The 14548-nt window shown below is 54.1% G+C and carries 9 protein-coding genes; 6 read left to right on the top strand and 3 right to left on the bottom strand.

Annotation, left to right across the window (positions count from 1 at the left end; genetic code table 11):
* Position 1: 1 nt before the first annotated feature.
* The 4 genes from FUA23_RS04100 to FUA23_RS04085 all read left to right on the top strand — a co-directional run bounded on the left by FUA23_RS04100 (position 2) and on the right by FUA23_RS04085 (position 7345).
* The gene (locus FUA23_RS04100) at positions 2 to 2770 is read left to right on the top strand and encodes a TonB-dependent receptor (protein WP_147929450.1); all 2769 of its coding nucleotides are present in this window, start codon (positions 2 to 4) and stop codon (positions 2768 to 2770) included.
* A 104-nt stretch (positions 2771 to 2874) separates the two neighbouring features.
* Complete coding sequence (locus FUA23_RS04095; protein ID WP_147929449.1) at positions 2875 to 3945, top strand: DUF4249 family protein; 1071 nt, start codon at positions 2875 to 2877, stop codon at positions 3943 to 3945.
* Positions 3946 to 4020: 75 nt separating this feature from the next.
* Positions 4021 to 5556 (top strand): hypothetical protein, encoded by a 1536-nt coding sequence (locus FUA23_RS04090; RefSeq protein ID WP_147929448.1) that lies wholly within the window; start codon positions 4021 to 4023, stop codon positions 5554 to 5556.
* A gap of 139 nt (positions 5557 to 5695) precedes the next feature.
* Positions 5696 to 7345: an ArnT family glycosyltransferase gene (locus FUA23_RS04085; RefSeq protein WP_147929447.1), complete on the top strand. Its 1650-nt coding sequence runs from the start codon at positions 5696 to 5698 to the stop codon at positions 7343 to 7345.
* 211 nt (positions 7346 to 7556) lie between these two features.
* Here FUA23_RS04085 and FUA23_RS04080 read toward each other — a convergent pair whose 3' ends face one another.
* From FUA23_RS04080 to gpmI, 3 genes are all read right to left on the bottom strand, one after another.
* Complete coding sequence (locus FUA23_RS04080) at positions 7557 to 8333, bottom strand: TIGR02757 family protein (RefSeq protein WP_147929446.1); 777 nt, start codon at positions 8331 to 8333, stop codon at positions 7557 to 7559.
* Positions 8334 to 8406: 73 nt separating this feature from the next.
* Positions 8407 to 8862, bottom strand: a complete 456-nt coding sequence (locus FUA23_RS04075; RefSeq protein ID WP_147929445.1) for an META domain-containing protein — start codon at positions 8860 to 8862, stop codon at positions 8407 to 8409.
* A gap of 138 nt (positions 8863 to 9000) precedes the next feature.
* The gene (gene gpmI / locus FUA23_RS04070) at positions 9001 to 10536 is read right to left on the bottom strand and encodes a 2,3-bisphosphoglycerate-independent phosphoglycerate mutase (protein ID WP_147929444.1); all 1536 of its coding nucleotides are present in this window, start codon (positions 10534 to 10536) and stop codon (positions 9001 to 9003) included.
* 486 nt (positions 10537 to 11022) lie between these two features.
* Between gpmI and FUA23_RS04065 the strand changes: the two genes are divergently transcribed.
* Both FUA23_RS04065 and FUA23_RS04060 read left to right on the top strand, forming a co-directional pair.
* Positions 11023 to 11418, top strand: coding sequence for a DUF4783 domain-containing protein (locus FUA23_RS04065; RefSeq protein WP_147929443.1), 396 nt, complete (start codon positions 11023 to 11025; stop codon positions 11416 to 11418).
* Positions 11419 to 11981: 563 nt separating this feature from the next.
* The gene (locus FUA23_RS04060) at positions 11982 to 14459 is read left to right on the top strand and encodes a M12 family metallo-peptidase (RefSeq protein WP_147929442.1); all 2478 of its coding nucleotides are present in this window, start codon (positions 11982 to 11984) and stop codon (positions 14457 to 14459) included.
* Positions 14460 to 14548 lie beyond the last annotated feature (89 nt).

The following is a 14548-nucleotide window of genomic DNA, read 5'->3' as shown; positions in this document are numbered from 1 at the left end:
AATGAAACAGTTAATTCCCATTGCCTTCCTAATCTTGCTATGCACCTGCGTCAGCGACATATTGATATGCGCGATTGCCGGTCCCGATGCTTGTAACGGAATAAGTGCCCAAAGAGCTCCCGTAACTTTGAACCTGACGGATGCTTCGATCTCCCGTGCAGAAGCCCTGCGCCAGATCAACGCAAACTTGCCGGTAAAGGTATTTTTTGAAGAAGACCAGCTCCCAAAAAGCGACATCAGCCTCGACCTGAAAGACGCCACCATGCGGGAAGCCCTCGATGCCATCCTCAAGGGCTCCGTCCTTGATTTTGTGGATTACCGCGATCGTGTTTACGTAATTGGCTCCGCAATCACTATCGGTACAGAATTCGACGCGGCGTACTACGCCGCCGTTGCCGACCGGATCGAGGAAGACCTCCCCGCCACCAGCCAGGGAGAGCCCTCTGGCCCTGCTTACATCGGCACCCTCGAAAGTCTCGGTGCCGACGGCCTGGCAACCATCACCGGAAAAATAACCGATCAGTCTACGGGCGAGACTTTCATCGGTGCCACCGTACAGGTTGAAAACAACACCGCTGCTGCCGCAACAGATATTGACGGCAACTACGAACTGAAACTTCGCCCCGGCAGTTATACGATGATCATCTCCTACGTCGGCTTCGGTGCCAACCGCCGCGAAATAAAAGTGAACGGTAGTGGTGAGTACGACATCGCACTCGGTGCCTCCGGCACCAATCTTCAGGAAATCGTGGTCACCGAGCAGGCCGCCGATGCTAACGTCAACCGCGTGCAGGCCGGCGTGCAGCGTCTCGACCTGGCACAGCTCGAAAAACTGCCTACTTTCATGGGCGAAGCCGATGTTGTAAAAGCTTTGCTGCTTAACCCCGGCGTAAGTTCCATCGGTGAAGGCGCCTCCGGCTTTAACGTCCGCGGCGGAGAAATCGATCAGAACCTCTTGCTGATGGACAACGGCGCACTCATCAACTCCAGCCACGCACTTGGCTTTTTCAGCACGTACAATGCCGATGTGATCAAATCGGTAGACCTCTACAAAGCCAACATGCCCGCTCGTTTTGGTGGCCGCCTCGCTTCGGTCCTCGACGTTCAGTTGCGCGACGGCAACTTCGACCACTTCCGCGTCAAGGCCGGTATCGGCCCCGTTACCGGAAAGGTGATGCTGGAAGGACCGATTGTGAAGGACCGCAGCAGTTTCATCTTCGGGGCACGCTCCAGCTACGCCGACTGGGCCCTTAAACTCGCCAGCGTGGACGAAGTGAAAAACTCCAGCACCTTCTTCTTCGATGGCAACCTGCGCTTCACGCAGCGCATCGGCGAGAACTCCACGCTGATCCTTCAGGGCTACGGCTCGCAGGACGAATTCAACTACAACGAAACCTTCGCCTTCGACTACCAGACAACGATGGGGCAGGCTACCTGGAAACAAATTTTCAGCGACAAGCTCTATGGCGACCTCAGCCTCGTCTTCAGCGACTACCAAAGCAGCCAAAGCGATCTCCGGGCGTTAACCGCCGAGCAGGTCGACAACGGAATCCAGTACTTCACCATCAAGCCAAAGATCAACTTCGATGCTACGGAGAAGATGCAATTTGAAGGCGGATTAGAAATCAACCGTTTCACCGTAAATCCGGGCAGCCGCGCGCCCGCCTCTGATGAATCCTTTGTGGACCCCGCAGGCCTTGAAGATGAACAGGCCATGGAGGCCAGCGCCTTCGGCAGTGTGGACTACGCCGTCAGCGACCGGTTCAGCATCAGTGCAGGATTGCGCTACACCAATTACCGTTTCCTCGGCCCCGGTACCGAAAACCTCTACGAAGATGACATTCCTGTGCGGGGCGGAATCATCGACTCCGTTCGCTACGGGTCAGGAGACCTCATCACCTCCTTCAACAGTCTGCAACCACGCCTGAGTATGCGTTTCCGCCTCAACGGCAACGCTTCTATCCGGGCAGGATACGGCCGTACGGCGCAGTTCCTCAACCAGATCTACGTAAGCGATTCTCCTACTCCCAGTTCACAGTATCAGTTGGCGACCCGCTACATTCCTCCTTTTCTGAGTCACAACGTATCGCTGGGTTACTTCATCAATAAAGACAACAACAACGTTGAGCTCGGTGCCGAAATTTACGCCCGCCAAATCGATGAGTTGTGGGACTACCGCGACTTCGCCGAAGTGATCGTAAACCCCAGTCTGGAAACAGAAATCCTGATCGGTGAAGGACGGGCTTACGGTCTCGAGCTTAGTGCCAAGCGCAAGGTCGGTACACTCAACGGTCTGCTCAGTTACACCTACTCCAGCACCCAGCGTAAGATCGCTGGCATCAACGGTGGCGAGTATTACAACTCCAACTTCGATAAACCCCACAACTTCGTGGCCACCATCAACTGGAACCCCAATAAAAGAAATACCCTGACCGCCAACTTCACTTACGGCACGGGGCGGCCCGTAACCGCACCGGTAGGCAGCTACCGGGTGGAAAACGGACTTTCCGTTCCCGTCTACAGCGACCGCAACGCGGTCCGCATTCCTGATTACCACCGCCTCGATCTTGCCTACACCCTGGGTAAAGGATACGATGAAACCAAGAAGGTACAAACGAGCTGGACCATTTCGCTCTACAACGTTTACGGTCGCAAGAATGCCTTCTCGGTCTATTACACCCAGGCCCCCGACCGCAGCAACGTTGCCAACCGCCTGGCGGTCCTCGGCACCGTATTTCCCGCCATCACGTTCAACATCGAAACCCGTTAAAAAACAGCGATTGCAGTATGGCGCAAACGCAGGTGCAGAGAAGCGTTGGGAAATGCCGCCCTGCCCGCACCGTGTAACCGCCCCCTGATTCTAAACCATACCCAATGAAACGTATCTCTTTAGCCGCCCTCCTGGCGGTCCTCCTTTTCGGATGTGTCGATGAGATTGATCTTACCCAGGGGCTTCCCCTACCCGACGGAATTGTTGTGTCGGGGCGCCTCCTGGTCGATGAGGAATTCACGGACGCCGAAGTCTTGCTGGAAGAACTCTTCCGCTTCGAGAACAGCAACCGCCCCGGGCAGATCGTTACCGCCGATGTCCGCATCGTAAACAATGACGGCCAGGAACTCGAACTGCTCTACCGCGATGGTATCTACCGTGCCACCATCCCTGCCGGAGATCCTTCGTTCCGGACCGAAGAGGGGATGGAATTCAACGTCGTCGTCCGTACCCGCGAGGGCAACACCTTTGTCAGTACGCCCGAGACCCTGCCTCCTACCCTCGAGGCCAGCAGTGCCTCGGCAACTCTAACCACCATAACGGTAGAAAACCAGGTAGGCGTGCCGGGAGAAGAGCCCGCCATCGAGTACACCATTTCCACCCCTCTGCGCTACCCCGACGGATCTTCCGCCTACGTGCGGTGGCTCCTCACTGAATACTACCAGCAAACCGACATGAGCAGCGATACCTCTACCGGGATAAAAACCTGCTATATCGACCTGCCTTTTGAGGGAACTTCCGTAAAGGTTGTAGGCCCCAGCTCAAACGTAACCGAGCTCAATGATTACTCTTTGGGTAAAAACCCCGTCTCTTTCCGTTACGCCGAAGCCAACTATATGGAAATCCGGCAGGAAGCCATCTCCCGCGAGGCTTTCACGTACTTCGATCAGGTGAGCGCCATTGCGAGTACCGAACTCAGCATATTCGAAGCCCCCGGCGGCCCGGTCATCGGTAACGTGAAAAGCGAGGATGGCAGTATCGACAATGTATTCGGCTATTTTTATGTCACGCAGCCTTCCATCATTCGTGTTCCGGTTACAAAGGAACAGGCCGGCAACCCTACCGCCGCCTGTCCGCTTAACTCCCCCATGCCGCCACCTGTCAACAGGTGTACCGATTGTCTGGTAGCAAGCAATACTTCCACAACCATCCGCCCGCCGTGGTGGGAGCTTTAGTACCGGCTTTCGCTACCACGGGCATCGGGCAAACCCGACGCTGCAAATCCCTCTAACTCCTCCAATTTCCCAGCCATGCGTTTGCTGACAGTATTTATTCTTTTCCTGACGATGGGTGCGGTTTCGGCCCAGACATCTGTTCATTTCGACCGCCCCTTCCATGTAGCGGGCGAAGTAGCCTGGTTTTCGGTGTACCCGCCCAGCCCGGCTCCCCCCAAAGTGAGAGCAACCGTCTATAGCCCCAACGGTGACGCCATCGACTATTTCTTTCTCTCCGCCGAAGACGGTGGCCGCTACCAAGGGTACTATCGTTGGCCTTTTGAGGCTCAAACCGGCTATTTCCGTGTCTCCTTTACCGGGCTCTCTTCCAGCGGACAAACCCTTGACATCGGGACTGTACGCCACCCTGTCTACGCGGATAAGCGCGTTGAGCCCAGCGAGGCCGAAGGGAATACGGCCGCTTCTGACACCCCGCCTGCGGCGGGGCTTGCACTCGGCATGACCGGCAACAAGCTTACCCTTTCCGGCACCAACGGTGATGCGTACAGCCTCAGCATTGTCAACGAAGACGTCATTACGTCTAACGCAGAAGCCTTCTTTCTTACCTCCGGTGGTTCCAATATTCCGGCTGCCGACACTTGGGTAGACACTCTGTTCTACCCCGCTGAGGTTATGACGGCTGCGGGCACTCCCCTGACCACCAACCTTCTGCCCGTTTTCGACCCCAACCGCTACGAATTCGGCTTCGCCAAGTCAGACGAAGCAGGAAGTGTAACCCTCCAGACTCCTCCTTTTGAAGGGGAGAAAATGCTCCAGCTTCGAGATTTGAACGGTGCTGATCTGAAACCATCTACCGTAGAGTTCAAGTTATCTCCAATCGCAGAGAAGCCAGTCGTTACCCAGGCCGTCGCCACTTACATCGATTTAAGCCGGCGTCGCCGTAAAATCTACCAGTTGTTCGCGACCGTAGAAACCGAAATCGATGCTGCCGCAAGCCGGGAAACACCCCGCGAAGTGCGGCCCAACCGGGACTTTAATGTGCAGGATTACAAGGCTTTTCCGGACATGTTCACCTTCTTCAAAGAGGTAGCGGGAGAGCTCAAAGTGCGGCTAAAGAAAGGCAACTACACCGCCCGGCTGTACAACGCACCCAATCAGCGCTACTTCGGTGAAAACCCGCTTTACATCATCGACGGCCGCCTTACCCGGGACGATAATTACGTCATGAACCTCTCCCCTTCCGAGATTCGTTACCTCGCCTTCTATTACGTAGGAAGTGAGTTGCGGCGCAATTTCCCTGCATTAGGGAACAACGGTGTGGTCCGTATCGAAACCATCCGTGGCCTTTCTAAATTCCCTGCAGCAGACGCCGAAGACAGCTTCTCCGTCAAAGGGCTGCAGCCAGCAGCCGACTTTCCGGTTCGTGACGCCGCCGAAAGTGATGTACCCGCTATCTCCCCGGTACTACTTTGGGAAACCGGAGCCGGGGATGCCACTTTCGACCTTCCCGCTACCGATGATATTGGCAAATACCGCGTCTTCGTGGTTACGCGTAGTGCAGAAGGGAAAGTACGCGCCGCGAACCACTCTTTTGAAGTATCCGTGAAGTAAACGAAAAAAGGAAACCTACCGCATTCTACGTACGTTGCGGGCGAGTTAAACGGCAAAGTCTCTCGTAAGGTGCATTTCGTTACGAACACGGTTTGCACTGGACTTGAATTTGAAACACTCCAGCCCTTACCTTCGCGCCGTGCGCAAAAAGCTTCTCTATCTAAGTCTCCTTCTTCTTCCTGCTGCCCTGCTGATCAACCTGGGTATCATGGTTTTTATCGACGACGAAGCCATTCGTTCGTTGGTGGCCCAGGAAATGCTCTGGAGTGGAAATTTTGTTTCCCCGACCATGCACGGCGATGCGTACCTGAACAAACCACCGCTCTGGAACTGGATTCTCGCGCTGAGCTTTACGCTCCACGGCGAGGTGAATGAATGGGCAGCCCGGCTGCCCACCGTATTAGGTCTGCTCGGATTTGCGGCCACGACCTATTACTTCAGCCGGAAACATTTCCCCTCCTACCTGGCGGCTATACATGCGCTGACCGTTATTACCTGCGGTCGGATGTTATTCTGGGATTCCATGCTGGCCCTGATCGACGTCACTTTCAGCTGGGTTGTTTACGTTCAGATCATGCTGCTGTACGAACACGGGCGCAACGGAAACTGGTGGAAAGCTTTCGGGTGGACCTACGCCCTCACCGCCGTCGGCTTCATGCTCAAGGGCCTTCCCGCCATCGTTTTTCAGGGGCTGAGCGTGTTTGCTGTTCTGGGCTGGACCCGTTCCTGGAAGCAGTTTTTCCGCCCTGCGCATATTTTCAGCGGCATCGCCTGCCTGGCGGTACTGGCTTTGTACTACTGGCAGTACAGCGAGTACGTAGACTTGGAAAAAGTAGCCCGCCGGCTATTTGTGGAAAGCGGCAAGCGCACGGCCGTAGCCCATGGCTTGGTGGAATCGGTGCAGCACGTTGTTGCCTTCCCCTTCGAGATGAGCTACCATTTTCTACCCTGGACCCTGTTGCTCGTCTATCTTTTACAACCCGGTAGCTGGGCTAAATTGAAGAAGAATGACTTCGCGGCCTTCATGCTGGTCGCTTTCCTGGCGAACATCCCCATTTACTGGTTATCACCCAATGTTTACCCCCGTTACCTGCTGATGTTGTTTCCACTTCTCTTCGGCAGTTTGTTGTTTCTTCATCAGAGCCACGCAGCCAACAACACGCGTTCTTACCGGACCCTGCGCTATACCTTTCTGGCCCTCATGACACTCTGCGCTGTGGTCATTCCGTTCGCTCCGTTGTTTCCGGGAACAGAAGTTGTAAGCTATGCCTGGCTCAAGAGTATTCTGTTGGGCGCGGCCGCAGGTGCAATAGTGTGGATGGCGTGGCAAAGCGAACGAAATTTGCTGATCCTCTTCACCGTATTTCTGCTTCTTCTCCGGATCGGATTTAATTTCTTCGTCCTTCCGCCAAGGGCAGATCAGGACGAGCGCGGTATTCTGGTTCGTAACACCGCCTACAACGTAATGGAAGGGCATGAAAAGGATTCGGTTGCTATCTTCGGTTACACCCTCATCGAACCGGCCACCGGGTACTACCTCACCAAAGCCAGGGGCCACGTCGTTCGGCGCCAGTTCGAAGGCTTCGACTCCACAACGCACTACCTCGTTTCACCGATCGAGTATCCAGGCCTCGAGGTCATCCAAACGGATAGCTTGTACCTCCGTCATCTCTCGCGCGCACGTCCGGATGGAGATGTATATTACCCCTTCGGCACCCTCCCCTCCCCTCCCCGGGAACGGGTAGAATGGAATAAGCCCCTTCGGGATGGAATGGGGTCTGGAATGTAAAAGATTGTACTACCGCTTTTTCAACCGACCCGAAAAAGGGTACTATACCTAAGTCAGAATGGTTTGGGACTTTTTCACTCGCTATCGCGATTCCTGACTTCGTTAAAAAGCCTCGCCGAAGCTAAGGCTTCGGCTACGTTTTTTGCCTTGTCAGGAACCGCGTTAGCTTCGCGCTAATTGTCCCAAACCACTCCGGCTTAGGTATACCCTGTCATTTATTTCCGGCCTCTATCCCCATCCCGAACAGCGCGAAGTCGAAGCGCACCGGATCTTCCGGGTCAAAGCGTCGTACGGCATCGGTGAGTTCCACTACGGCTTTCCAGTCGTTCTGCTTTCGCTTCAGCAGTTTGAGGCGGCGGGCCTGGCGCTCCACGTGAACATCGAGCGGGAGGCAGAGTTGAGCGGGAGATATCTGGTTCCAGTCGCCGAAGTCTACACCCCGGTCATCTTTCCTGACCATCCAGCGCAGGTACATACACAGGCGTTTGCAACGAGATTTTCGGGCAGGTGTAGCTACGTGCTTACGGGTGCGTTGGGGTGCGTCGGGCAGGCTGAAAAAATCGTTATGAAAACCGATCAGCGCGGGCTCGATATTTTTGTCTTCCGGCTTAAGGTGTCGGGAAAATGCAGTTTCCAGGCTTTCGTTTTCGCGGTAGAAGTGCTGCAAAAACTCAAGGAAATACAGGGTATCGGTAAAATTGAAGGTCCGGTGTTTCCAATCGGCGAAGCGTGCCCGGTCTTCCTCGTGGTGCTCGGTGATGAAGCGGTAGGGTTCACCGCCCATCAGTTCGATCAGCTGGGTTCCCTTGTCGATTATCGTTGCCCGACGCCCCCAGGCAAGTGTGGCCACCCAAAACCCGATAATCTCTCTGTCGCGCGGATCATCAAAGGCGTGGACCAGCCCGATGGGGTCGTCGGGGATAAAGTCCGGTTTGTTATGGCGATCGTGAAAATGCTCCAGGGTCGCTTTGAGTTCAGCTTTGGTCATGTAAGATGCAGGTCAGGCGCTCTCAGTATCTACTGCGAGTCCCGGCAGAATAAATCGGAGAGGCGGGTGGTGTTTAATTCAGCCTGGAGTCGTCCCTTTCCAGTTGCAGAGTAATTCCGTTCCCGGTAAGCGTGAGTTCGTCGCCGGCCAGCTTGGCGGAAACGGTACCGTTGAAGACATCGAGCACCATAACTTCCTGTTTGTTAGCGTCGGCGCAAAACATTTTGGTCGCCATTACACCTCCAACCTTCATTTTAGCCGAAGGTCCTGTCCACTCTCCCCCGAAAGAATTACAGCCCGTGTTGCCACCGATTTGTCCGTCGCGGATGGCGACGAAGCCTTTGTCGTTAACGGCGTCAACGGTTTTGCCCCCGCTGGAGCAGCTGATGATTTTCCAGGCAGAAGGGGTTGGGATAGTATTGGCCATTGCTTTTTCGGATTTAACAACTCCAACGCCCGTGTCGGGTTTGGGTTGGCAGGCGCTGGCGATGAAAAGACAAAGACAGCAAAAAATCAGACTAATACGCATGATTGATTATTTATTTTTGGACAATAAGGGACAGCCAGCGCCATCAAGAGCACCTCAGAGGTTTACGGATATCCGTAAACCCGACAGTGCCTTGTAACGACAACGTTTATTTCACCTGCGGCCGCGCCCCCGAAATGCTTATGCGATAAGCGAAACACCATCCATTTCTGCGGACTTCTCCAGCCCCATCAGGGCCAGTAAAGTGGGAGCCACATCGCCGAGTTTGCCACCGGGGTTGAGTTTCAGATCAGTATTAGAACCAACGTAAACAACCGGAACGGGGTTCGTAGTATGGGCTGTATGAACGCTTCCGTCTTCGTTGCGCATAACGTCGGAGTTGCCGTGATCTGCAATAACGAGCGTGTGGTAATCGTGATTCTCGGCAGCAGAAAGCAACTTTCCGAGGCATTCGTCCACTACTTCGGCGGCTTTTATAGCCGCATCCCAAACTCCGGTGTGTCCCACCATATCCGTATTGGCAAAGTTGAGACAGATAAAATCCGGCTGATTCGTGTTGATGTCGTTTACGATAGCTTCGGTGATGCCGTATGCTCCCATTTCCGGTTTGAGGTCGTAGGTTTCCACATCGCGGGGGCTATCGATCAGGATTCTGCGTTCGCCGGGGAATTCGTCTTCTTTTCCACCGTTGAAAAAGAACGTCACATGAGCATACTTCTCTGTTTCGGCAATCCGAACCTGCGTTTTACCTGCTTCGCTGACTACTTCCCCCATGGTCTTCACGAGATCGGTAGAAGGGAAGAGGACGACCATGTTCCTGAACTTCTCATCGTAGGTTGTCATGCAAACGTAGTGCAGGTTGGGCACGGGGCTCATTTCCTGCTCGGGGAAGGACTCCTGCGTAAGGGCACGGGTGATCTGCCGGGGCCGGTCGGTTCTGAAGTTGAAGCTGATGACGACGTCGCCTTCTTCAATCTTTGCGACCGGCTTGCCGTCAGCCCCTTTCATGACGATTGGCTCCAGAAATTCATCCGTCACCCCGTTGTCGTACTGCTGCTGAATGCTTTTAATTACGTCTTCGGATGATTCACCGACACCTTTAACCATTGCGTCGTAGGCCTTACGAATACGTTCCCAACGCGTGTCGCGGTCCATTGCGTAAAAGCGACCGGTAACGGTAGCCAACTCCGTTGGCTGATCAGCGATATGACCGGTGAGGGTCTCCAGGTAGCCCCGCCCGGAGCCGGGCGCAACATCGCGCCCGTCGGTGAACGCGTGTACGAATACTTTTTCGTTTCCGGCCGCGGTAACGATTTCGGTAAGCCGAAGCAGGTGATTGATGTGGGAGTGTACACCACCGTCGGAGAGCAGTCCCATCAGGTGAACAGCTTTATTGTTCTCGCGGGCGTAGGTGAGTTGTTCCTGAAGGGCTTCCAGTTTTTCGAGCTCACCCTCCCGGATGGCTTTATTGATCCTGGCAAAGCTTTGGTACACCACCCGGCCGGCCCCGATATTGAGGTGGCCTACTTCAGAGTTACCCATTTGCCCTTCGGGCAAACCGACCTGTTCGCCGTAAGTTACGAGGGTAGAATGAGGGCGTTCCTTATATATCCGGTCGTAATTAGGTGTTCGGGCCATTGCGATGGCATCATCTTCGGGCCGTCCGCCGATTCCCCAACCGTCGAGGATTACTAATAGTGCTTTGCCGGTTTTCATATTTTCTGGGTATTAATTACGGGGCGAAGGTACAAAGGGGATGATGGTTGAGCAGCAGATTTGCCGGTATGTTCCTGAGAGATTTCCGGTCGCCAGCCACCGCTCCGCTTCCTTTTTCGGCGGTATTGCCAGGTTCGGCTCAGATCTCCCCGGTGTTGCTCTGGATTACGCCACGTCACCTTAACCGCAGCAAAATTTTAATTTGCGCAAAGAGGCATTATTCTGTACTAAAGCGATTTTCCGGAGGCCTAAAGCGAGTCCTTGGCCGCTAAACGGGTTGGTTCCTCCAAAAACATTAACTTTTTGGTAGCAATCCCCATTGCCATGGGGGCGTTTTGTAGGTGATGAATTTGTGACCTTTACGGGCATAATCGTCTAATTAACAGTCATCCAGCTACCAAAAGGGGTTTAAACCCTGCGCGAGTTTTCGGCTAGCCGCCGCGCCCTTCGGGAATTTGGTTAAATTAGTGACCTAAATACTATCCCATGAAAACGCTTCTCATCATCTCCCTGGCCATTTTCAGCAACCTGTTCCCACAGCCTGATCAGGCTCCCGTTGCACTCGACGACGTCTGCCGTGCTATCGGCAGCGGCAACGTTGAGGACCTTGCTGCCGTTATGGATGCGGAAGTAGAACTCAGCATCCTTGATAAAGAGGACCTGTACAGCCGCGACCAGGCAGTTAGCGAGTTGAAGACCTTTTTCGCTACCAATACTCCTTCCAGTTTCGGTAAGGTTCATCAGGGTGCATCGAAATCTGCTGATGCAGAATACTGCATCGGCACCCTGGCTACGGCTAAAGGCCCCTTCCGGGTTTATGTATACGTTGCGAAGAAAGGCAGCGGTGTTTTGCTGCAAGAGCTACGCTTTGAGCGGGAATAGAACGCTTTTTAACAAAATAAGGCAAACCGCCGTCCCGATCTTCTCGGGGCGGCGGTTTTGTCGTTTAGAGGTAAGCCTCCCTATACCGAACAATGTTAAAACCGTGATCTCCCGATTTTTCTCCTTCCGGTGTCTAACACTTCCCTACCGTTCACTAAACGCTGCCTAAGCAATGAAATTTAGCACGACCTGCTGGTGTTACATTTGCGACCGTAATAAAGACGACCTACCTTTTGGTTTATTAGTTGAAACATTGCACAAAAGAACGCGCGACGCACACAGAGCTTTGAATTTAAAAAAATAAAAGCGCGCGCTACACGATATCCCCGCTGAACATTTTGGTCAATGCTATACCCTTCCCCGTAGCTGTAATCTGGCGATTCTCCCCGCCGCCCAACCCTTTATTACATCGCTGGTACTGAGGAATAACCTCGTTTTCGCGTCCTTCTGCGCGGGAATAAGGGGTCTGCACGCTCCGGGCTAACCTTCTGTTACCAGTTTTTCCACTAACTTGGTCGTGTTGGTCCAATGGGACCGTGCGATCATATACACGCTCAAACTTTATGAAATCTATTTTAAACCTAGTGATTGGCACCTTTTTGCCGATCTTATTTTTCTCTGTCTCTCATTCACTCACTGCTCAGAAATCCACACTATTCCGTACTGTTACCAACAAAGCTGCAACGGAAAGCCTTGTGGGCAAAGAGCTTAAAAATTACGGCCTCCTGGAGGTAGATGCTGAAGATTACTCTCAACTCCTCGCCGAGGCTCCCGTCACCTGGGAGCTCGAACTCCCGGCAATAACAGGCCTCAGCTCCGGTTTACGGCTCGAGTTGGAGCAAAACGACTTCCTGCGTCACGACTTCATTCTCCGACTTGCTTCGGATAACCGGGTCGTTGCCAACGCAGACCTCGGTCTGCACTACACCGGCAGCGTTGCCGGCGAACCAGGTAGTCGGGTCGCTCTTTCCCTGCTGGATGGGGAACTAACCGCCACCATTTCCCGTGCCGACGGCAGTCGCCTCGCCCTGGGGAAAATCCAAAACCAGGTAGCAAAGAACCCGCAGACGACCTACCTTCTTTTCCCTGATGCTCAGCTTGCCGAAGGTCAGGAATTTGATTGTGGTACTGCCGATAGCGGCCAACCCTACTCCGCAAAGGAACTCGACTACCCTGCCGACGAAAAAACCGACGTAGGTTGTGTCGATGTTTACTTCGAAATTGATTACGACATCTTTTTCGACAAAGGCGGAGCCAACGCTGCGGCGCAACACCTTGCCGCCAACTTCAATGAAGTCGCCTCCCTCTATTCCGAGATCGGGGTAAACCTGCACATCAGCGAGATCCTGGTCTGGGACCAGATCAGCCCCTACGGCGGAACGAGCAGCAGCGCCATGCTCACCCAATTCCAGTCGGCCCGTACCAGCTTCAACGGTGATCTCGCTCAACTCGTCAGCTACCAGGCCAGCGGAGGTATCGCGGTTCTCGACGGGCTCTGCCACCCCTGGACGGCAGCCCGGATGAGTTTCTCCAGTATTGCCTCCAACTACGCAGCGGTTCCTGTTTACAGCTGGTCGACAATGGTAATTGCCCACGAACTGGGCCACTTACTCGGCAGTCAGCATACTCACGCCTGTGTCTGGAACGGTGACAACACCGCTATCGACGGTTGCGCCGGCATCACCGAAGGATTTTGTGGCACCCCCGGGATTCCCGCTCAGGGCGGAACCATCATGTCTTACTGCCACCTGCGTCCTCAGGGCATCAACTTCAACTTCGGCTTTGGTCCTCAGCCGACTGCCGTGATTGCAAACCGCGTTGCGGCCGCTCAGGGTTGCGTACAGTCTGTTTGTTCCACCCCTCCCGGAGGAAACAATGATGATGACGACGACAACAATGACGACGATGATGACAACGATGACAACGATCCCCCGCAGGAACCCATCAGTTGCGACCAGCAAACCGTCTACGTAAACCTCACCCTCGATGATTTCGGGATGGAAACCACCTGGCTGATCAAAACGGAGACAGGAACCGTAGTCGCTACAGGAGGGCCTTACGCCAAGAAGAAAAAAGGACAAGTATTCAAAGACACTGTTTGTGTGATCGACGGATGCTACATCTTTGAAATCAGCGACTCCGACGGAGACGGTATCTGCTGCGATTATGGCCAGGGAAGCTACCTCCTGCAGGACTCGACCGGTAACGTAATCGGTTCCGGAAGCCAATTCGACACCCTGGACGTGATAGACTTCTGCTTGCCTGAAGTAGAGGACGATGATGATGAGCCCGCAAGCGACTGTGACGTAATCGACTTCGTTGAAAACACCGTTGTAACCTACGGTACCAATCAGGACGCAGGAACCGTAAGCCTGCTTTCAGGTGGCGAAGGTATTTTCCTCCAAAACAACGCCTGGAAAGCCATTGAAGTAGATTATGAAATGACTCCAGACACCTGGGTATCTTTCTGGTTCAGGTCAACGATGCAGGGCGAAGTCCACGGTATCGGTATGGATGATAACGAGGTACTCTCCTCTAACCTCACCTTCCGGGTGTACGGTACCCAGGGCTGGGGCCTTGGTGACTTCAACAATTACCCCGGAGACGGATCCTGGCGCCACTACCAGATTCCGATCGGACAGTACTACACCCTTCAGGCGAGGTACCTCTTCTTTACTGCCGACCACGATGTGGGCACACGCGATGGTAACAGCTACTTCCGCGACGTGGTAATCACCGAAGGTCAGCCCTGCGAGCCTGCAACATCCGAGCTTCCGGCAACAGGCCTTATGCAACAAACTGATGCCGGCCTGCTGCTTACGCCCAATCCCGCCAGCCGGGAAATCACGGTTAACCTTCCGGCCACAAACAGTGAAATAAGTTACGAGGTGATCGACCTTACCGGCCGTGCCGTAAAACAAGGAACTTTCACCAACGGTAAAACCCAGCTGTCAGTAGGTGACTTACCAAACGGTTCCTATTTTTTCCGGTACGAAGGCGACACTGAAAAGGGCAGCCGCCGTTTTGTGGTAGCCCGGTAAGGGAAAACAATCACCAGCAAGCCCTTTCTGCGGTGACCTTACGTAACCGCAGAGCAGCTTGTCCGAGAACTACGAAGAGGCTGTACCTG

Origin of the sequence: Neolewinella aurantiaca, assembly GCF_008014675.1 — a bacterium.
GTDB classification, from domain to species: domain Bacteria; phylum Bacteroidota; class Bacteroidia; order Chitinophagales; family Saprospiraceae; genus Neolewinella; species Neolewinella aurantiaca.
Note: the sequence above shows the minus strand (reverse complement) of the source record. Positions and strands in the feature narration are given on the sequence as shown.